Annotated in this window: 19 protein-coding genes; 15 read left to right on the forward strand and 4 right to left on the reverse strand. The window is 61.6% G+C overall.

Features of this window, described 5'->3' with window-relative positions; all coding sequences use genetic code 11:
- Positions 1-168 precede the first annotated feature (168 nt).
- Positions 169-1,986, forward strand: a complete 1,818-nt coding sequence (locus HH303_RS14175; protein ID WP_169626027.1) for a potassium/proton antiporter — start codon at positions 169-171, stop codon at positions 1,984-1,986.
- Here HH303_RS14175 and HH303_RS14180 read toward each other — a convergent pair.
- Positions 1,961-3,790, reverse strand: a complete 1,830-nt coding sequence (locus HH303_RS14180) for an ABC transporter transmembrane domain-containing protein (RefSeq protein ID WP_319637419.1) — start codon at positions 3,788-3,790, stop codon at positions 1,961-1,963. The two genes, HH303_RS14175 and HH303_RS14180, sit on opposite strands and share 26 nt — an antisense overlap.
- A 111-nt stretch (positions 3,791-3,901) precedes the next feature.
- Here HH303_RS14180 and HH303_RS14185 point away from each other — a divergent pair, with 111 nt between their 5' ends.
- The 6 genes from HH303_RS14185 to HH303_RS14210 all read left to right on the forward strand — a co-directional run bounded on the left by HH303_RS14185 (position 3,902) and on the right by HH303_RS14210 (position 10,181).
- Complete coding sequence (locus HH303_RS14185; RefSeq protein ID WP_169626029.1) at positions 3,902-4,960, forward strand: cupin; 1,059 nt, start codon at positions 3,902-3,904, stop codon at positions 4,958-4,960.
- A gap of 274 nt (positions 4,961-5,234) precedes the next feature.
- Positions 5,235-5,789, forward strand: a complete 555-nt coding sequence (locus tag HH303_RS14190; protein ID WP_169626030.1) for a F0F1 ATP synthase subunit delta — start codon at positions 5,235-5,237, stop codon at positions 5,787-5,789.
- Positions 5,790-5,792: 3 nt separating this feature from the next.
- Positions 5,793-7,322: a F0F1 ATP synthase subunit alpha gene (gene atpA, locus HH303_RS14195; protein ID WP_169626031.1), complete on the forward strand. Its 1,530-nt coding sequence runs from the start codon at positions 5,793-5,795 to the stop codon at positions 7,320-7,322.
- 55 nt (positions 7,323-7,377) lie between these two features.
- A complete protein-coding gene (locus HH303_RS14200) occupies positions 7,378-8,271 on the forward strand; it encodes a F0F1 ATP synthase subunit gamma (protein ID WP_169626032.1) in 894 nt (297 codons plus the stop codon).
- A 31-nt stretch (positions 8,272-8,302) separates the two neighbouring features.
- Complete coding sequence (gene atpD / locus HH303_RS14205; RefSeq protein ID WP_169626033.1) at positions 8,303-9,721, forward strand: F0F1 ATP synthase subunit beta; 1,419 nt, start codon at positions 8,303-8,305, stop codon at positions 9,719-9,721.
- Between the two features lie 43 nt (positions 9,722-9,764).
- Positions 9,765-10,181 (forward strand): F0F1 ATP synthase subunit epsilon, encoded by a 417-nt coding sequence (locus tag HH303_RS14210; protein ID WP_169626034.1) that lies wholly within the window; start codon positions 9,765-9,767, stop codon positions 10,179-10,181.
- A gap of 75 nt (positions 10,182-10,256) precedes the next feature.
- On the opposite strand, the gene HH303_RS14215 is transcribed toward HH303_RS14210, so the two are convergent.
- The gene (locus HH303_RS14215) at positions 10,257-11,015 is read right to left on the reverse strand and encodes an SDR family NAD(P)-dependent oxidoreductase (RefSeq protein ID WP_169626035.1); all 759 of its coding nucleotides are present in this window, start codon (positions 11,013-11,015) and stop codon (positions 10,257-10,259) included.
- 173 nt (positions 11,016-11,188) lie between these two features.
- On the opposite strand from HH303_RS14215, the gene HH303_RS14220 reads away from it, so the two are divergent.
- Positions 11,189-12,085 carry an AraC family transcriptional regulator gene (locus tag HH303_RS14220; protein WP_169626036.1) on the forward strand — a complete coding sequence of 299 codons (897 nt, stop codon included), beginning with the start codon at positions 11,189-11,191 and terminating at the stop codon, positions 12,083-12,085.
- 78 nt (positions 12,086-12,163) lie between these two features.
- Here the strand turns inward: HH303_RS14220 and HH303_RS14225 are convergent, their stop codons facing one another.
- Positions 12,164-12,763, reverse strand: coding sequence for a short chain dehydrogenase (locus HH303_RS14225; RefSeq protein ID WP_169626037.1), 600 nt, complete (start codon positions 12,761-12,763; stop codon positions 12,164-12,166).
- A 106-nt stretch (positions 12,764-12,869) separates the two neighbouring features.
- On the opposite strand from HH303_RS14225, the gene HH303_RS14230 reads away from it, so the two are divergent.
- On the forward strand, positions 12,870-13,790 hold the full coding sequence (locus tag HH303_RS14230; RefSeq protein WP_169626038.1) for a LysR family transcriptional regulator: 921 nt from the start codon (positions 12,870-12,872) through the stop codon (positions 13,788-13,790).
- Here the strand turns inward: HH303_RS14230 and doeA are convergent.
- A complete protein-coding gene (doeA, locus tag HH303_RS14235) occupies positions 13,787-14,971 on the reverse strand; it encodes an ectoine hydrolase DoeA (RefSeq protein WP_169626039.1) in 1,185 nt (394 codons plus the stop codon). The genes HH303_RS14230 and doeA overlap by 4 nt on opposite strands.
- Before the next feature lie 88 nt (positions 14,972-15,059).
- Between doeA and HH303_RS14240 the strand changes: the two genes are divergently transcribed.
- The 6 genes from HH303_RS14240 (at position 15,060) to queF (ending at position 20,603) form a co-directional block, all read left to right on the forward strand.
- Complete coding sequence (locus HH303_RS14240; RefSeq protein ID WP_169626040.1) at positions 15,060-15,545, forward strand: Lrp/AsnC family transcriptional regulator; 486 nt, start codon at positions 15,060-15,062, stop codon at positions 15,543-15,545.
- 124 nt (positions 15,546-15,669) lie between these two features.
- Positions 15,670-17,163, forward strand: coding sequence for an NAD-dependent succinate-semialdehyde dehydrogenase (locus HH303_RS14245; protein ID WP_169626041.1), 1,494 nt, complete (start codon positions 15,670-15,672; stop codon positions 17,161-17,163).
- Between the two features lie 4 nt (positions 17,164-17,167).
- The gene (locus HH303_RS14250; RefSeq protein ID WP_169626042.1) at positions 17,168-18,538 is read left to right on the forward strand and encodes an aspartate aminotransferase family protein; all 1,371 of its coding nucleotides are present in this window, start codon (positions 17,168-17,170) and stop codon (positions 18,536-18,538) included.
- 77 nt (positions 18,539-18,615) lie between these two features.
- Entirely contained in the window at positions 18,616-19,605 is a 990-nt protein-coding gene (gene doeB, locus HH303_RS14255; RefSeq protein WP_169626043.1) for a N(2)-acetyl-L-2,4-diaminobutanoate deacetylase DoeB, read from the forward strand.
- Positions 19,606-19,628: 23 nt separating this feature from the next.
- The gene (locus tag HH303_RS14260) at positions 19,629-20,057 is read left to right on the forward strand and encodes a VOC family protein (RefSeq protein WP_169626044.1); all 429 of its coding nucleotides are present in this window, start codon (positions 19,629-19,631) and stop codon (positions 20,055-20,057) included.
- Positions 20,058-20,135: 78 nt separating this feature from the next.
- Entirely contained in the window at positions 20,136-20,603 is a 468-nt protein-coding gene (queF, locus tag HH303_RS14265) for a preQ(1) synthase (RefSeq protein WP_169626045.1), read from the forward strand.
- Positions 20,604-20,663: the final 60 nt, after the last annotated feature.

The following is a 20,663-nucleotide window of genomic DNA, read 5'->3' on the forward strand; positions in this document are numbered from 1 at the left end:
AACGCAGTCAAGCATGCTGCGCGTCAGTCGGGCTCGGGCATGCTTCCAGATTATCGCGAATTTTTGTTGAAATCCGCATATTTAACCTAATTTCCAGCGCGGCGCTGTTGTATGATCGCCGGGGTATCCGGATGTGCCTTTGCCTCTCGCCTGTTGGAAACACGATTCATGGACGTCACGAATTCCCTTATCCTTTTCGGCGCGTTGCTGGTTTTCGTCAGCATCCTGGCCGGAATGGCGTCCGCGCGGTTCGGCGCGCCGTTGCTGTTGGTCTTTCTGACCCTGGGCATGCTGGCAGGGCAGGACGGGCCGGGCGGGATCGAATTCAACGATTACGGTGCGACCTATCTGGTCGGTAGTGTTGCCCTGGCAATTATCCTGTTCGACGGCGGCTTGCGCACGCGTTGGCCGGATTTCAAATCGGTCGCCCTGCCGGCGGGATTGCTGGCGACGGTCGGTGTTCTGGTAACGGCAGGACTGACTGGCACGGCGGCCTTTTTCGTCTTCGATATCGGCCCCATCGAGGCCTTGCTGGTCGGGGCCATCGTCGCCTCGACGGATGCGGCGGCGGTGTTCCTGATCCTGTCGGGACGCGGCATGCGCCTGCGCGACCGGGTGCGCAGCCTGCTGGAGGCCGAAGCCGGGCTGAACGATCCGATGGCGGTGCTGCTGACGATCACATGCGTCACCCTGTTGGCGAATGGTGCCCCCGAAGATGTCGGAAACACAGCACTGGCGGTCTTTCGGCAGTTCTCCGTGCAGATGCTGGGCGGGTTTGTGGTCGGGGCGATCGGCGGTGCCTTGCTGCTGGTTGCGATCAACAGGCTGACCATTTCGTCGGGTCTTTATCCGGTCTTGGCGGCATCGGGTGCGGTCTTGTTGTTCGCCGCCGCGCAGCATGTCGGGGCCAGCGGCTTCCTGGCCGTCTATGTGGCGGGCATGATTCTGGGCAACAACCGGCACAAGGCGACCTTCCTTATCAGCCGCTTCCACGACGGGCTGGCCTGGCTGTGCCAAATCGTCATGTTTCTGGTTCTGGGGCTTCTGGTCACGCCCAGTACGTTGATCGACTTGCTTCTACCCGCCGGGGTTATCGCGCTGGTCCTGATCCTGATCGCACGACCGGTCGCGGTGGCGCTCTGTGCCCCGTTCAACGGTCTGTCGCGCAAGGAATCGGGCTTCGTCGCCTGGGTCGGTCTGCGCGGCGCGGTGCCGATTTTTCTGGCGACGATTCCGGTCCTGTCGGGCCTCGATCAGGGCGAACGTTATTTCGGTGTCGCCTATATCGTGGTGCTGGTCTCCCTGGTCGTTCAGGGCTGGAGCGCCGGACGCGTCGGCCGTTGGCTCGGCGTTTTGCTGCCGCCGCGTCCGGCCCTGCCCAGTCGGGTTGAAATCGACCTGCCGTCGGAAACCGGCCGGAACCTTGCCGCCTTTTCGGTGCAGTTAAAAAGCATGGCGACACGACGACCCTTTGCGCGGCTGCCCCTGCCAGGGGAGGCGATGGTGATATCCGTCATTCGCGACGGTAAAATCTACCCGCCGGGAACCCTGGAGACCCTGGCGGTGGGCGATGATGTCCTGGTGATGACGCACAGTGACTCGATCCCGACCCTGGATCGGATTTTCGGCGCGCGTCAGGGCGGTCGGGAAGACGTGCCGCTCGTCTTCCATTTTCCCGGATCGACCTATTTCGGGCCGGTGGCGGAAATGTACGATCTGCCCGTCCCGGCAGGGTGGGAGACACTGACGGTCGCCCAGGTTCTACGTGATACGATCCCCGGAAAGCTGAAAGTGGGACAGACAATCCGCTTCCCCAGCGCCGATCTGTCGGTAAAGGCGCTGGACGATACAGGTGTATCGGACGTCGCCTTGAATCTGGAACCGGATAATCCGGGGCCGATGCGCCGCTTTGCCTTGACGGGCTTGATCCTTCGCCGTGCCGTGTTGACGCGGTTGCGGTCTATTCGTTCACGGTCCGGGCGCTGACGGACGCCATTCCAGGTTGGGAAAATTGCAGTTCGGCCAGACGTGCGTAAAGCGGGCTCGAGTCGATCAGTTCCGCATGGGTGCCGGTCGCAACGATACGGCCCTGATCCATCACGGCAATCCGGTCCGCATTCACCACCGTGGCCAACCGGTGGGCAATGATCAGCGTTGTACGACCCGTCATCAGGCGTTCCAGGCCGATCTGCACCAGCCGTTCGTTTTCGGAATCCAGCGCGCTGGTCGCTTCGTCCAGCAGCAGGATCGACGGATCGCGCAGAACGGCCCGCGCAATGGACAGGCGCTGACGCTGGCCGCCGGACAGGCGCGTCCCCTTTTCCCCCAGGAAGGTTTCGTATCCCTGGGGCAGGGATTCCAGGAAATCGTGGGCGACGGCATCCTTGGCCGCGGCGACGACGGCGGCATCGTCGGCATCGGGACGGCCATAGCGGATGTTTTCCGACCCGCTGGCGCCAAAGATCACCGGGTCTTGCGGGACAAGGGCGAAACGACGGCGCAGGGCCTCCGGTTCCGCTTCCGCGATATCGACGCCATCGACCAGGATGCGGCCCGACTGCGGGTCGTAAAACCGTAGAAGCAACTGAAAAACTGTACTCTTCCCGGCGCCCGACGGGCCGACGAGAGCGACCGTTTCCCCCGGTTCGACCGAAAGGGTGAAGTCGTTCAAGGCGGGTAAGTCCGGGCGCGACGGATACCGGAAAGTGACCGATTCCATGGTCAACCGACCCTGTGCCGGTTCCGGCAAAGCCACGGGACGAACGGGCGGTTTGATCGCCGGTTCCGCCTCCAGCAATTCGATCAGGCGTTCGGTCGCCCCGGCGGCGCGCAACAGCTCGCCATAAACTTCAGATATAATACCGACGGAAAAGGCCACGGTCGTGGCATAAAAGACGAAGGCCGCCAATTGCCCGCCGGTAATCGTGCCGCTCAACACATCATTGCCGCCGACCCACAGGATCACGCCAATCGATGCAAAGACCAGCAGGATCACGATGGCAGACAAGGCGCCGCGCAGCCGGGTGCGTCGGATCGCCGTGTCGAAGGCGTTGCCGACCTCCCCTCCGAACCGGCGGCGGTCCTCCGCTTCATGGGTGAAGGCCTGGACGGTACGGATTGCATTCAGGTTCTCTTCGGCATAGGCGCCGATATCGGCAACCCGATCCTGGCTGTCCCGCGACAATGTCCGCACTCGGCGTCCGATCAGCAGGATCGGCACGACGACGACCGGTACGACCAGCAGAACAAGGCCGGTCAGCTTCAGATTGGTCACGGCCATCATCGCCAGCCCGCCGACCAGGATCAGCGCATTGCGCAATGCCATGGAGGCGCTGGACCCGATGACGGATTGCAGCAGCGTCGTATCCGTGGTCAGGCGAGACAGGATTTCGCCCGTCTTGGTGACCTCGAAAAAGCCGGGATCCATGCGCAGAACCCGGTCGAAAACGGCGTTGCGCAAGTCGGCGACGACGCGTTCGCCCAGCCAGGTGACCAGATAGAATCGGCAATAAGTCCCGATCGCCATGACGAGGGACAGGCCCAGCAGCAATTCCAAGGCCCGGTCCAGGGCCGCCGGATCGCCGGACCCGAAGCCCCCGTCGACCAAGCCGCGCAGACCTTGCCCCAGCCCCAGAACGGCACTGGCCGTGATCGTCAGGGCCAACAGGGCCAGCACGACCCGTCCGGTATAGGGACGCAGGAAGGCCATGGCCTTGCGCAGCGCCTTTATATCGCGACCTTTCGGTCGGTCCGCCCCGGGACGGACAAATCCACCTGAACCACGCGCCACGCCGCTTCCTTTCGATCTTTCCATTCAAGTATGGCGTAAGACGCGCAATTGAAAGGGGGCTTGCCGCTATTGCATAGTGTCGGCTCGTCTCGACACAACAAAGTTCCATCGATGCTCAATCCGCATACCGCCGAAATAGACCTGCCCTGTTCCGAGATTCCGGAAACGTTGGCCTTCTTTCAGGACGACCTCGGTTTCAGCCTGCACACAATCTATCCGGCGGACGACCCGGCGGTGGCGATACTATCGGGGCATGGTTTGCGCTTGCGTTTGGTGCGCGGTCTGGCGGGGCAGGCGGGACGGATACGTCTGCTGTCGCCCGATGCCGAACCGCGGGAGGTCCGTGCGCCGAATGGAACGGTGATCGAATTCGCTCCGTTAAACCCCTGGCCGGAGATTCCGGCGAATCGACCGAGCTTTGTTTATTGCGCGGCGCCAACCGAAAGGGAATGGGGAACGGGCCGTGCGGGCATGCAGTATCGCGATCTTATTCCCGACCGTTGGGGCGGGCGGTTCATCGCGTCCCATATCCGAATCCCGCAGGGTGGGCCGGTCCCGGATTATGTGCATTTCCACAAGGTCCGCTTCCAGATGATTTTCTGTTATCGGGGCTGGGTCCGGCTGGTTTACGAGGATCAGGGCGAGCCCTTTATATTACGGGCGGGCGATTGTGTGTTGCAGCCGCCGGAAATCCGCCATCGGGTATTGGAGGCTTCCGACAGGTTGGAAGTCGTGGAAATCGGCTGTCCCGCCGACCATCCCACCCATGTCGATCATATCCTGCCGCTTCCGACCTGCGCGATGCGGCCGGACCGCGATTTCCACGGTCAGCGCTTCGTGCGGCACGGTGCCGCAGACGCTCTCTGGGAAGACTGGGCATTACCCGCATTTCGTCAGCGCGACCTGGGTATCGCAGCGGCGACCGATGGCTTGGCGCATGTCCGGGTCGTGGAACGTCTGTCGGATCGCCCCTTGCCGGTAGGCCAAGTGGTCGTGGCGGCGGAAGAGTTTCATTTCCTGTTCTGCACCGGCGGTTCCGCGCGGCTTACGGCGGAACCGGGCGGTGCCGCGACATTGGAAGCGGGGGCGTCCGTGGCACTGCCTCCGGGGACGCTTTGGTCTTTCTCCGAAACCTCTCCCGACCTGTCCTTTCTGGAGGTTTGTCTATAGCGTGCAGCCCTCGGAAAACCGGGCTTCCAGACTTAATCGGGAGGGATTGCAACGGAAGGGGTCGAGTCTTGTTGCACCCCTCGAACCCTTATGCTAAACCCCGCGCGTCCTTGGGGGGCACGTTTACACAAGAATTCGTCGTTCAGGCGAAAACGAACGTGTCTTTAGGGACCCTCGTCGGGGGGCGGGCCGTGCGTGTCAGACGGCAATCACCAAATTCCGACGACGGTAGTCAGACGCGACGGCAACGATCAAATCGAGGGGTCTCCCAACCGTGGCAGCCAAAGGTGGCGTGAACGAAATCGCCGGTCGATACGCGAAAGCGCTGTTCGATCTGGCCGATGAAGGCAAGAAGCTGGATGACGTGGCTGCGGACCTCCGCACGCTCGGCACCATTCTAGATGAATCAGACGATCTTCAGCGCGTCGTGCGCAGTCCGGTGATCAGCCGTGCCGATCAAGGCAAGGCGATGGCCGCTGTGCTGGACAAGTTGGACGTGAGCGACCTGACGAAGCGTTTCGTCGGTTATGTCGCCGCGAACCGCCGCTTGTTCGCGCTGAAAGCGATCACCAAGGCGTATCTCGCCACCTTGGCCGCGCGCCGGGGCGAGGTTACCGCCGAGGTCGCCTCCGCCAAGGCACTGAGCGAAGCTCAGATCGCCGCGGTCGAAGAGGCCCTGAAGAAAGCCGTGGGCGGCAAGGTTGCCGTCTCGCACAAAGTGGACCCGTCGTTGATCGGCGGTCTTATCGTCAAAGTCGGCAGCCGGATGATCGATAGCTCGGTCTCCACCCAGCTGCAGCGCCTAAAGCTTGCGATGAAGGGAGCTTAAGAGATGGAACTCCGGGCCGCGGAAATTTCCGCTATTCTGAAGGATCAGATCGCGAATTTCGGTACCGAAGCCGATGTCGCGGAAGTCGGTCAGGTGATCTCCGTCGGTGACGGCGTCGCCCGCGTCTACGGTTTGGACAATGTCCAGGCCGGTGAAATGGTCGAATTCCCCGGCGGCATTAAAGGCATGGCGCTGAACCTGGAAACCGACAATGTCGGCGTCGTTATCTTTGGTGACGACCGGTCGATCAAAGAAGGCGATACGGTCAAGCGGACGGGCGACATCGTCGACGTGCCGGTCGGCATGGGGCTTCTGGGCCGCGTTGTCGACGGCCTCGGCAACCCGATCGACGGCAAGGGCCCGATCGAATCCACCGAACGCGCGCTGGCGGAAGTCAAGGCGCCGGGGATTATCCCGCGTAAATCCGTGCACGAACCGGTGCAGACCGGCCTGAAGGCGCTCGACGCGCTGGTGCCGATCGGTCGCGGTCAGCGCGAACTGGTCATCGGCGACCGTCAGACGGGTAAGACGGCGGTTATCGTCGATACCATCCTGAACCAGAAGCCGGTGAACGCGGGCAAGGACGACTCCAAGAAGCTGTTCTGCATCTACGTCGCCATCGGTCAGAAACGCTCCACCGTTGCGCAGGTCGTGAAGACCCTGACGGATATGGGCGCGATGGACTACACCATCGTCGTCGCCGCCACGGCGTCCGATCCGGCCCCGCTGCAGTTCCTGGCGCCCTATGTCGGCTGCGCCATGGGCGAATACTTCCGTGACAACGGCAAGCACGCGGTCATTTTCTATGACGATCTGTCGAAACAGGCGACCGCCTATCGTCAGATGTCGCTGCTGCTGCGCCGCCCGCCGGGCCGCGAAGCCTATCCGGGCGACGTGTTCTACATCCACTCGCGCCTGCTGGAACGCGCGGCGAAGATGGGCGACGATCACGGCAATGGCTCGCTGACGGCTCTGCCGGTCATCGAAACCCAGGCGAACGACGTGTCGGCCTATATTCCGACCAACGTGATTTCGATCACCGACGGTCAGATCTTCCTGGAAACCAGCCTGTTCTATAAGGGTATCCGCCCGGCCATTAACGTCGGCCTGTCGGTCAGCCGCGTCGGGTCCGCCGCGCAGACCAAGGCGATGAAGAAGGTCGCCGGCTCGATCAAGCTGGAACTGGCCCAGTATCGTGAGATGGAAGCCTTCGCGCAGTTCGCGTCGGACCTCGACGCCTCCACGCGTCAACTTCTGGCCCGCGGTGCCCGCCTGACGGAACTCCTGAAGCAGCCGCAGTATCAGCCGCTGAAGGTGTCCGAACAGGTTCTGTCGATCTTCGCCGGTAACAAAGGCTACCTGGACAAGATTCCGGTCAACGAAGTGAACCGCTACGAAGCGAAGCTCCTGGAGCATGCCCGCGCGGAACACAAGGCGGTTCTGGACAAGATCGACGATACCGGCGTGCTGGACGAAGAGAGCGAAAAGGCCCTCGTCGCCCTGCTGGACGGTTTCGCGAAGGTCTATGCCTGATCGGGACGGACGAACCACCGTATCGGAAACGTAAACGCTTCTATCGGGATAGGACATGGCGTCTCTTAAGGATCTAAAGACCCGCATTTCCAGCGTGCAGTCGACCCGCCGCATCACTTCAGCGATGAAGATGGTGGCCGCGGCGAAACTGAAGCGCGCGCAGGAAGCGGCGGAAGCCGCCCGGCCCTTTGCCGAGCGGATGGAACGGATGCTCGGCTCGCTGGCGGCCGGCGTGACCGGTGACGGTGCGCCCAAGCTGCTGGCCGGTACCGGCGACGACCAGACGCATCTGCTTGTCGTGGTGACGTCGGACCGCGGTCTGTGCGGTGGCTTCAACGGCTCCATCACCCGTGCGGTGAAGCGCCGGATCGAAGCGCTGACCAGCCAGGGCAAGACGGTGAAGGTGATCGCGATCGGCCGTAAGGGCGTCGCGGTGATGCGCCGCGAATACCGGGACAAGCTCGTCGCTTCCTATGAGGAACTGATGAAGCCGGCCCCGGCCTTCGAACAGGCCGATGAAGTCGTCGCGAAGATCGTTTCGATGTTCGAAGCGGGCGAATTCGACGTCTGCACGCTGTACTACAACAAGTTCATTTCCGCGCTGACGCAGGAAGTGACACCGTTGCAGCTCATCCCGTTCTCCAATGTCGGCAGCGACGACAAAGGGGACGAGGGCGAAGTCAGCGAAAGCGGCGCGGCCTATGAGTTCGAACCGAACGAAGAAGAAATCCTGGAAGCCCTGCTGCCGAAGAACCTGTCCGTTCAGGTGTTCCGCAGCATGCTGGAAAGCTTCGCGTCGGAACAGGGCGCGCGGATGACCGCGATGGACAATGCGACGCGGAATGCGGGCGATATGATCAACTCGCTCAGCATTACCTACAACCGCGCGCGTCAGGCCCAGATCACCAAAGAACTGATTGAAATCATCTCGGGCGCCGAGGCGCTCTAACAGACTTAAGTCCGAGACAGGAGCTATTGTCATGAGCAACACTACCGGCAAGATCACGCAGGTCCTCGGCGCCGTCGTCGACGTTTCCTTCGACGGCGAACTGCCCGCGATCCTGAACGCCCTGCACACGAAGATCGGCGAACGCACGCTGGTTCTGGAAGTGGCGCAGCACCTCGGCGAGAACATGGTCCGTACCATCGCCATGGATACGACCGAAGGTCTCGTCCGCGGTCAGGCCGTGTCCGACACGGGCGACGCGATCCAGGTTCCGGTCGGTCCGGAAACGCTGGGCCGCATCATGAACGTCATCGGCGAGCCGATCGACGAACGCGGCCCGATCGGCAGCAAGATCTCGTCACCGATCCACCGTCCGGCGCCGGCCTATGTCGATCAAGCGACGGAAGCGGAACAGCTCGTCACCGGCATTAAGGTTATCGACCTTCTGACCCCGTATCCGAAGGGCGGTAAGATCGGCCTGTTCGGCGGCGCGGGCGTCGGCAAGACGGTTACCATTCAGGAATTGATCAACAACATCGCGAAGGGCCACGGCGGTGTGTCCGTGTTCGCGGGCGTGGGGGAGCGTACCCGTGAAGGGAACGATCTGTACCATGAAATGATCGAATCCGGGGTTATCAACCTGGAAGGCGAATCCAAGGTCGCGCTGGTCTATGGCCAGATGAACGAACCGCCGGGTGCCCGTGCGCGTGTCGCCCTGACCGGTCTGTCGGTCGCGGAATACTTCCGTGACGAAGAAGGCCAGGACGTTCTGTTCTTCGTCGATAACATCTTCCGCTTCACGCAGGCTGGTTCGGAAGTGTCCGCCCTGCTGGGCCGTATCCCGTCCGCGGTGGGCTATCAGCCGACGCTGGGCACGGATATGGGCGCGATGCAGGAACGTATTACGTCGACCAAGAAGGGCTCGATCACTTCGGTGCAGGCCGTGTACGTGCCTGCGGATGACTTGACCGACCCGGCGCCGGCCACGACCTTCTCGCACCTCGATGCCACGACCGTTCTGTCGCGCTCCATCGCGGAACAGGCCATTTTCCCGGCCGTGGATCCGCTGGACTCGACCTCGCGCATTCTCGATGCCGCGATCGTGGGTGAGCAGCATTACCGTGTTGCGCGTCGTGTTCAGGAAACGCTGCAGCAATACAAGAACCTGCAGGAAATCATCGCGATCCTGGGCATGGACGAACTGTCCGAGGAAGACAAACTGGTCGTCGACCGCGCCCGTAAGATTCAACGCTTCCTGTCGCAGCCGTTCCATGTTGCCGAAGTCTTCACCGGTACGCCGGGTAAGTTCGTGCAGCTGGAAGACACGATCAAAGGCTTCGAAGCCATCGTGAACGGTGATTACGACGATCTGCCGGAAGCGGCCTTCTACATGGTCGGTACGATCGAGGAAGCCGTCGAAAAGGCGAAGAAACTGGCGGCGGCCGCGGCCTGATCGGGCCAAGGTTCATCCGGTTTCATCACGCAGGAGTTAGGACATGGCGGATAAGGTTGCCTTCGAACTCGTCTCCCCGGAGAAGCTTCTCTTCTCCGGCGAGGTCGACATGGTGGTCCTGCCGGCCAGCGAAGGGGATATGGGCGTCATGCCCGGTCACGCGCCGGTCATCGCGACCATTCGCCCGGGCACGATCTGCATCTTCAACGGCAACAGCGTCGAAAAGCGCCTGTTCGTCGCCGGTGGCTTCGTGGAAGTGACGGAAGAGCGCTGCACGGTGCTCGCCGACACCGCGACCCCGGTTGAAGATATCGATCTGGGCGCGGCGCAGACCTTGGTCAAGGATTTGGGCGAGGATGTAAGCCACGCCAAGACAGAAGAAGAAAAGGCAAAGGCCGAGGCGAATCTCGTCGTGGCCCAGGCGAAACTGCAGGCGGTCGAAACCCCGGCATATCGCTAAGCCCTTTCCGGTTACCGAATACGAGGACGGCCCGCCAAAAGGCGGGCCGTTTTCTTTAGGGACAGTGCGTGCCGCTCAGAGGTTCTGGCCGCCCGACACTTCAATCCGTTGCGCGGTCATCCATTGGCTCATGCCGGTGAGGATACCGGCGACCGCTTCCCCGATATCGTCGGGCAGTCCGGCCCGTCCCATCGCGATGGACGATGCGACGGCCTTGTTGATATCCGGGATATCCCGGACGACGCCGCCCCCGAAATCCGTTTCGATGGCGCCGGGTGCGATGACATTGACGGCGATTCCACGCGGGGCCAGTTCGGCGGCCATGTAGCGGGTAATGACCTCAATCGCGCCTTTCATCCCGCCATAGGCGGAATAACCGGCATAGGCGAACCGCGCGAGACCGGACGATACGTTCAGGATACGCCCGCCATCCGCGATCATCGGCAACAGCCGTTGCGTCAGCAGATACGGCCCCTTCACATGTTCCGAATACATCCGGTCGAGATCGCCTTCCGTTGTATCCGGAAAAGGTTTCAGAATGCCGCTGCCGGCATTGTTGACCAGAAAGTCGATATCGCTGCGTCCCCAGGTATCGTCCAAAACCGAGGCAAGGGTGCTGGCGAAACGACTGAAGGCGGACGTGTCCGTGGTGTCGAGCTGTAAGGCGACGGCCTTCCCGCCACGGGCCTCGATCTCCGCGACCGTCGCGTCCGCTGCGTCCTTTGCATTCCGATACGTCAGGACGATATCGACGCCTTTGTCGGCGAGGTGAAGGGCCGCATTCTGGCCAAGGCCCCGGCTTCCGCCGGTAATGAGTGCGATTTTCTTGGACATGATCGGTTCCTGTTTTGGTTCGGGATTGGAATTCCCGAACCGTAACCGCACCTTCTTGCCGGTGCCTGCCGGTTAATCCGAAAGAGTTGCCTATTCCTCCAATACGATGCGGCAATCTCTTATGTGTTGCCTCGTTTGTTGTACTATTCATCCGACAAAAGGTGAGGTGTTGAATGGTGGAGACGGATTTAAAGGACCGCATCTGGCGGCACGCAGACAGGGTTGAGGTTGGCGAAATCCCGTTCGGAACGGAAATCCCGGGCTTCACCTTGGTTCGGTGCCGGGAGGAAACGCGGATTGAACCGACGCTCTATAAGCCTTTGGCCTGTGTCGTGTTACAGGGGGCGAAGGAATCCTTCCTGGGCGAGGCGCCGGTGCGCTTTTCCGCCGGGCAGACACTGATCGTCAGTCTGGATATTCCGACAGTGTCGCGTATCGTGGGGGCCAGCCCGGATGCGCCTTATATCGCCATGGCGCTGGAACTGGATCTGTCCATGATGCGCAGCCTTGCGGCGGAACTGTCGGATACCGGGCCGGGCAGTGAACATCTGCTTCAGGAGCAATCGGTCGCCATTGCGGCGGGCGATACCGATCCTAATCTGCTCGACGCGATGGAAAGGCTGTTCAACCTGATCGGGCGACCGTCGGATCAACGGGTGCTGTTGCCGTTGATCCTGCGTGAGATTCATTTCCGGCTGCTGTCTGCCGGGCATGGCGCGATGTTGCGGCGGCTGATGCTGCGCGACAGCCATGTCAGCCGAATCGCGCGCGCGGTTTCGAAAATCCGCAGCGACATTGCCGCGCCGATCCGGATCGCGGAACTGTCGCAACTGGCGGGGATGAGCCCGTCCAGCTTTCACGAACATTTCAAATCGGTCACGGCGAAAACGCCGCTGCAATTCCAAAAGGATATCCGCTTGCAGGAAGCGCGCAGCCGCCTGATCGGCGGCGCCGGATCGGTGACGGAGATCGCCTTCACCGTCGGGTACGAAAGCCCGACCCAATTCAGCCGCGAATACGCCCGCAAGTTCGGTGTATCGCCACGCGCGGATCGACAGGGCGCATCGTGAGATGGAAACAAACGACCCGTCGATTGACGGGCCGCTGTTGCGCCGAATGGCCGACATTGTTGTGTTGGGTCCGCCGGATCAGAAGATTTCGAAAACCTGACCGGTTTGAAGGCCATCGACGCTTTTCGTGAAACCCAAGGCCGCCTTCGCGGCGGGAACGGGATCGTGGCCGGGAAAATACGGCCCGTAGTTAGGAACGGATTCAACCAACATTCCGGGACTGACGGCGTTGATGCGCTGCCCTCGGCCGATTTCGATGGCGGCTGCCTTCACGAAGGATTCCAGCGCGCCATTTACCATGGATGCCGAACTGCCGTAACGGATCGGGTCGTGTGTCAGGATGCCGGTGGTCAGCGTGAAGGACCCACCGTCCGGCACGAATTCACGCCCGATCAGGACGAGATTGACCTGTCCCATCAGCTTGTTGTCCAGGCCGACCCGGTAATCGGCGTCCTGCATCTCCGCGAAATCCGCGAATTTTACGGTGCCCGCCGTGCTGACGACGGCATCGACTTGCCCCAACCTTTCGAAGGCCTGGCGGATGCTGGTCGTGTCGGCGATGTCCAACGCGATATCCGCGCCCGATCGCGCGGCCCGGATAACGTCGTGACGTTGCCCCAATTCAGCGGTGACCGCCTTTCCCAAGGTACCGGTCGCGCCGACGATCAAGACTTTCATTGCCGTGTTCCTTTCCTACGCGTTGTTGCGTTGGACGGATATAGGCATGAGATATTTGTTTTGATAATTAGGTAAATAATGAACATAGCGTTTGGAAAATCGAACAATGAGCAAATTCCTAATGGAAGTGTGCAGCTTCGCCACGGTTGTAGACCATGGTGGCTTCTCGGCTGCGGCGCGGGCGACGGGACAATCGAAAGCGAGCCTGAGCCAACAGGTCAGTCGGTTGGAACAGCGCCTGGACACGCAGCTATTATACCGGTCCACACGCCGCGTCAGTCTGACGAAGTCGGGCGAGGTTCTTATCGACTATGCGCACAGGATACTGAACGCCGAAGGTGAAGCCGTCGAAGCATTGAACGCCTTGGGAACGGAACCGTCGGGGACTGTGTCGGTCACGATGCCGGTGTCGTTCGGAGAGATTTTCATGACCGAGGTCGCGACATCGTTCCGAGAGGCCTTTCCCGCCATCCGATTGCGGATCGAACTGGAAAACGACTACCGGGATTTGAAGGAAACCGGGGCGGATGTCGCCATAAGAAAGGGCCTGATGGATGACCCGGATCAGGTCGCGATCCCGCTTGGACGATATTCGGAAATCGTCTGCGCCGCGCCGTCTTACCTGGCGGCCCACGGTGTGCCCGAAACCCCGGACACCCTGAAGGGCCATCCTTGTCTGGTAAACGAACATACGGCGCGCGACAGCCGCTGGACCTTTTACGACAGCGCGGAAGCGATGTCCGTGGCCGTGACGGGGCCTCTGTTGGTCAATCATTTCCCGCTGATCCGCGCCGCCGCCGTCAAAGGATACGGAATAGCCAGGCTGCCCCGATATCTGGCAATGCCCGACGTGAAGGCTGGGGTTCTCGTCCCAATCCTCACGCGCTATGCCTCGCCGGTCGATCCGATCTATTTGGTCTATATCCGGGAAGCACGGCTGCCCCGCCGAACGCGCCTGTTCGTGGATCACGTCCGCGATTGGTTCCGTGCCCGCCCTGAATTGTTGAGCGACGGCGCCGTGCCTTAGTCCTTCACCAGCATCGGTCGCGGATAGTCGGTCAGGCATTCGGCCGGGCCGCTGTCCTTGATCAGGATGCTTTCGGTGATTTCCAGGCCCCAGTCCTTCATCCACAGGCCGGGCATGAAATGGAAGGTCATGCCGGGTTTCAGTTCGGACTGGTCGATTTCGCGGAAGCTGATCGTGCGTTCGCCCCAATCCGGCGGATAGGAAATCCCGATCGGATAGCCGCAGCGGGCGGACCGTTCGATCCCGGCCTTCGCCAATTCCCCGGCCAGGGCGTTGGCGACGTCGCAGGCGCGGTTTCCGGCACGGGCGGCGTCCAGACCGGCCTCCAGCCCATCCAGCAGCGCCTTTTCCGCATCGACCAGGAATTGCGGCGGCTTGCCAAGGAAGATCGTGCGGCTGAGCGGTGTGTGATAACGCCGATAGCATCCGGCGATTTCGAAGAATGTGCCCGCCCCGGACTGCATCGGCTTGTCGTCCCAGGTCAGGTGGGGCGCGGCAGCGTCCGTGCCGGTGGGCAGTAGCGGCACGATGGCCGGATAATCGCCGCCGAAGTCTTCCGTGCCTGCGATCCCCGTCTTGAAGATATCGGCGACCAGATCGCATTTGCGCAGGCCCGGTTCCATCCGATCCGCGATCATCCCATGCATGCGGCCGACGATGGTCGCGGCCTTGCGCATGAAGGACAGCTCCGTTTCCGACTTGATGCCGCGCTGCCAGTTCACCAACCCGGTCGCATCCACCAGGGTTGCGTTGGGCAGGTTCTTTTGCAGCGACAGGAAGGCGGCGGCGGAGAAATAGTAGTTGTCGAGTTCGACCCCGATGCGCAACCCACCCCAGCCGCGATCCGTCAGGATGCCCGATAGCTGATCCATCGGATGACGTTCGGTCGATTGAACGTAATGGTCGGGATAGGACAGGACGTTTTCGTCCGGCATATAGACCGTGCGGACCGCGCCGTTGCTGTCCTGGTTCCGGCCCCACCAGATCGGCATTCCGTCGCCGGGAACGATCACCCCCTGATGGACATAGAAGGACCAACCGTCATAGCCGGTCAGCCAGGACATGTTCGACGGATCGGTGACCCAGAGGAGGTCGATCCCTTTCGCCTCCATGGCCTTGCGCGTCTTGGCGAGGCGGTCGGCATATTCCTGACGAGAGAACGGAAGATCGGTACCCGGCATGGCAATCCCTCCACATTGAAAGCGGCGTCAGATTGCATGGGCGGCATTCTCGTGACAAGAGTGTGACGGAACCGTCGAAGGAGCGTCCATGATCGCGCTGGATAACCGCGATGTGAAGATTTTGACTGTGCTTCAGGCAGAAGGACGCATCACCAAGGCGGCCCTGGCGGAGCGGGTGAACCTATCGCCCGCCGCTTGTTGGGACCGGTTGAAGCGGTTGGAACATGCGGGCCTGATCGTCGGATTTGAAGGACGCCTCAACCCACAATTGCTGGGTAGCACGGCGGAAGTCCTGCTGTCCGTCGAATTGGACAGCCATAAAACCGAAGATTTCCGGCGTTTTGAAACCGGCATTCAGGATATTCCCGAAATCGTCGATTGTTGGGCCGTCGGCGGCGGGATCGACTATATGGTGCGGACGGTGACGCAGGATATCAAGGCGTACCAGACGCTGGTCGACGATTTGCTGAATGCCGGGCTGGGCATCAAACGCTATTACACCTACGTCGTCACCAAATCGGTGAAGCATTCGCCGATCCCGCTGGATCGCGTGTTGCCGAAGAATCCTCGATGACCGCCCCTAACTTTCGGCGAAACGTCGGGCACGGGGCCGCGCTTGCGTGGGTTCTTCGCCGCAAGTCGCCGTAGAGTGCCGACACTTCTTCGAGACCACCTACAAATCTGGCGAGGATTCTGCGATGACGGAGACCCATTCTCCCCGCGATCGGCTGTCCGATCCGACCCTCTTCAAGACAGAGTCTTTCATCGGCGGCATATGGCGGGACTCCGACTCCGGTAATCGTCGCGCGGTCACCGATCCCGGTAACGGCAATCGGATCGGCGATATTCCCGAAATGACCTCGGCGGAAAGCCGTGCCGCCGTCGATGCGGCGCAGGCGGCCTTTCCGGCCTGGGCGGCGATGCTGCCGCAGGATCGCGCAGCCATTCTGCGTGCCTGGTTCGATGAGGTGCGAGCCGCGCGCGAGGACCTGGCGACGGTCATGGTTTTGGAACAGGGCAAGCCGTTGTCCGAGGCCCGTGGTGAAATCGATTATGCCGCCGCCTTCATGGAATTTTATGCAGAGGAAACGAAACGCCCGAATATCGAGGGCGTGACCTCGCATCTGCCGGATGCGGAGGTGGAACTGTGGCGGGAGCCGGTCGGCGTCGCCGCGCTGATCACGCCGTGGAATTTCCCCTGCGCCATGATTACCCGCAAGGCCGCGGCGGCCATGGCGGCGGGCTGCACCGTCGTCGTGCACCCGTCCTCCGAAACGCCGTTTTCGGCGCTGGCGCTGGCGGAAACGGCGCGCCGGGCGGGGGTGCCCGATGGCGTCTTCAATGTCGTGACCGGCGATCCCGAAACCATCGTGAAACCCTGGACCGACGATGTTCGCGTTCGCGCCCTGTCTTTCACCGGTTCGACGGATATCGGACGGCTGCTCTATGCCCGCAGCGCGGCGACGGTGAAACGGCTGGTGTTGGAACTGGGCGGTCACGCGCCCTTCATCGTGTTCGACGATGCGGATATCGACCGTGCGGTAGACAGCGCGATCGCGGCGAAATTCGCGACCTCCGGTCAGGATTGCCTGGGCGCCAACCGACTCTTCGTGCAACGCGGTGTCTATGATGCGTTCTGTAAACGCTTCGCCGAGCGCACGGCCGCGCTGACCGTCGGCTATGGCATGGACGACCCGGATATCGGGCCCCTGATGAACGACGGCGCCGTGAAGAAACAGAAGGAACAGGTCGCCGACGCTCTATCGAAAGGCGCACATTGCCTGACGGGCGGAGAGGCGATGCCGGATCACGGGCCGCTGTTCTTCCGCCCGACGGTGCTGACCGACGTGCCCCGCGACGCGCTGATTTTCCGGGAAGAGACCTTCGGTCCCGTCGCTGCGATTGCCCCCTTCGATACGGAAGGCGAGGTCCTGAAATGGGCGAACGACACCGAATACGGGTTGGTCGCCTATCTGCATACGATGGAGCCGCGCCGGATTTTCCGGATGAGCCGCGGGCTGCAATACGGCATGGTGGCGGTGAACCGGACCAAGGTCACCGGCGCCCCGATCCCCTTCGGCGGGATGAAACAGTCGGGCCTGGGCCGCGAAGGCGCGCGCCTGGGCATGGAAGCCTTTACCGATGTGAAATATGTCTGCCGGGACTACGGCGACCTAACCCTAGTGGAGTAAAGAGATGCTGAGAAACGAACCGCTTGAAGCCTGGGACCGGGACCATTTCTTCCACCCGTCGACCGCGATGGGCGCGCATGCGCGCGGCGAAACCCCGCATCGGATCATCGAAACCGGCAGCGGCGTCTACATCAAAGACGCGGACGGTAAGGAAAGCCTCGACGGATTCGCGGGCCTCTATTGCGTCAATGTCGGCTATGGCCGGACGGAGATCGCCGAGGCCATCGCGGAGCAGGCGCATAAGCTTGCCTATTACCATGCCTATGTCGGGCATGCGTCGGAACCCGCGATCCGCCTGTCCCATATGATTGCGGAGCGTGCACCGGAAGGCCTGAACCACGTTTACTACGGCCTGTCCGGGTCGGACGCGAACGAAACGAATATCAAATTGGTCTGGTACGTGAACAACGTGCTGGGCCGCCCGGAAAAGAAGAAAATCATTTCCCGGTGGCGCGGCTATCACGGGTCGGGCGTTATGACCGGGTCGCTGACCGGGCTGGCGCTGTTCCACAACAAGTTCGACCTGCCGCGCGCGCCCATCGTCCATACCGAAGCGCCCTATTACTTCCGCCGCGAAAACCCGGATCAGACGCCGGAGCAGTTTGCCCAGCATTGCGCCGACAAGCTGGAGGAACTGATCCTGGCCGAGGGCCCGGACACGGTCGCCGCCTTCATCGGGGAACCCGTTCTGGGCACCGGCGGGATCGTGCCGCCGCCGGCGGGCTATTGGGAGAAGATCCAGGCAGTCCTGAAGAAATACGACGTCATGCTGATCGCGGACGAGGTCGTGACCGGCTTCGGGCGTTTGGGATCCATGTTCGGGTCGGCCCATTACGGCATGGATCCGGATTTGGTGACGATCGCGAAGGGCCTGACCTCCGCTTACGCGCCGCTGTCGGGGACCATCGTTCATGATCGGGTGTGGAAGGTCCTGGAGAAAGGGTCCGACGAATTGGGACCCATCGGCCACGGCTGGACCTATTCCGCGCATCCGATTTGCGCCGCCGCCGGGGTGGCCAATCTGGAACTGATCGACCGACTGGGTCTCGTCGACAATGCGGGCAAGGTCGGGGCCTATTTCAACAAGGCGATGCAAGATGCGCTGGCCGATCATCCGAATGTGGGTGAGGTGCGCGGCGAGGGCCTGATGGCCGCCGTCGAATTCGTCGAGGACAAGGCCGACCGCAAATTCTTCGATCCCTCGAAGAAGATCGGGCCGACCCTGTCAGCGGCCGCGCTGGAACGCGGTCTGATCACGCGGGCCATGCCGCAGGGCGATATTCTGGGCTTCGCGCCGCCGCTGTGCCTGACCGAAGCCGAAGCGGACAAGATCGTCGGTATCGTGAAAGACGCCGTCGTCTCCGTGCTTGGCTAAGGTTTTGCGAATGCACTAGTCTGGACCGTTCCCTCCCGGCCGGATGAGGGAGGGAACGGTTCGTAGAGGGAGCGTATATGGCCACAAACCCGATCTCGCCGACCGTCGATTTCGACCAGGACGGCGTTCAGCACGGATTTCTGAAACTACCGTACAGCCACGACGATTCCGCTTGGGGGTCGCTGATGATTCCCATCACCGTGGTCAAGAACGGGACCGGACCCACGGCCGTGCTGACGGGGGGCAACCATGGCGACGAATATGAAGGGCCGATCGCCCTGTTCGATCTGGCATCCCGCATCGATCCGCAGGATGTGTCCGGGCGCGTTATTATCGTTCCGGCCTTCAACTATCCGGCCTTTCAGGCGCGAAAGCGCACCTCCCCCATCGACGGCGGGAACCTGAACCGCACCTTTCCCGGTCGCCCGGACGGGACGGTGACGGAAAAGATCGCGGATTTCTTCCAAAACCAGATTCTGTCGCGGGCCGATTACGTATTGGATATCCATTCCGGCGGGCGGACGTTGGAATTCGTACCCTTCGCGGCCTGCCACGTTCTGCCCGACAAGGCGCAGGAAAAACGCTGCATCGAGGCGATGAAGGCCTTCAATGCGCCCTATTCCCTGATGCTGCTGGAAATCGACGCGGTCGGCATGTACGACACGGCGGCGGAAGAGCTGGGCCGTGTCTTCGTCTCGACGGAACTGGGCGGCGGCGGGTCCGCCAATGCCCGCACGACCGCGATCGCGAAGCGCGGGGTGGAAAACTTCCTGATCCATGCCGGTGTCCTCGCGGGGGAGATCGAGTATCGACCCACCCTGCAACTCGATATGCCGGATGGCCGTTGCTACGTGTCCTGCGACACGCCGGGGCTGATCGAATATACGGTGGAATTGGGCGATACGGTGGAAGAAGGCCAGGTCATCGCGGTGGTGCACGAAACCACCCGCAGTGGCAGACCGCCCGCCCTGTATCACGCCGGAATTTCCGGCGTCTTCACGGGCCGCCATTTCCCCGGGATCATTTCGATGGGCGACATCGTCGCGGTGATCGCCGTCCCAGTATAGGGACCTGCTTAGAGAGGATCAGCATGGAACAACGTATCAGCCTAGTCACCTTGGGCGTTACCGACCTGACCGCCAGCCGCGAATTCTATGAACGGTTGGGCTGGAAGCGATCCATGCCGGAACTGGACGGGGTCGTGTTCTTTCAGGCGGGCGGCATGATCTTCGGCCTGTTCCCGCATGCGGAACTGGCGAAGGATGCGACGGTTCCCGATACCGGCATGCCCGGCTTTCGCGGCGTATCCCTAGCCTACAATACGCGCAGCAAGGACGAGGTCGATACCGTGATGGCAGAGGCTGAAACGGCGGGGGCGACCATCGTCAAACCGGCGGAAGAAGTCTTCTGGGGCGGCTATAGCGGCTATTTCGCCGATCCGGACGGTCATCTGTGGGAAGTTGCCTGGAATCCCGGATTTCCGATCGCCGAGGACGGCAGCATCCGACTGCCGGACTGATCCATATCTTTTCACGGACCCTTTTCATCGGTCCTGATTGGCAGTATCCCCCGTCTCATACGGTGAAGGAGGCATGTCATGAGCCAGGACGATATCTATTCGGGTCTGAAACAGTTGGGGGCGGCGGCCGCCCTTCCGGCCTCCCCGGAGGAAGCGGAACTGGAAAAGGTCGCGAACCCCCAGGCGGGCACCCTGTATTGCGTCCGCTTCACGGCGCCGGAATTCACTTCCCTCTGCCCCATTACGGGACAGCCCGACTTCGCGCATCTGACCATCGATTACGTGCCCGACCAGTGGCTGGTAGAGAGCAAATCGCTGAAACTGTTCCTGGGGTCGTTTCGGAACCACGGTGCGTTTCATGAAGACTGCACGGTGTCCATCGCTAAGCGTCTGGTGGATTTGCTGATCCCGAATTGGCTGAGGATCGGGGGATATTGGTATCCGCGCGGCGGCATGCCGATCGACGTCTTCTATCAGACCGGAGTGGCGCCGGACGGCGTCTGGATTCCGGATCAAGGCGTGCCGCCCTATCGTGGGCGGGGTTGACCGGGTCGCTTCACATCGATTTTTAATCGATTGACTAATTTAATCGTTTGATTAATTTCA

It is taken from the genome of Pacificispira spongiicola, from assembly GCF_012926505.1.
Lineage (GTDB): Bacteria > Pseudomonadota > Alphaproteobacteria > UBA8366 > Aestuariispiraceae > Pacificispira > Pacificispira spongiicola.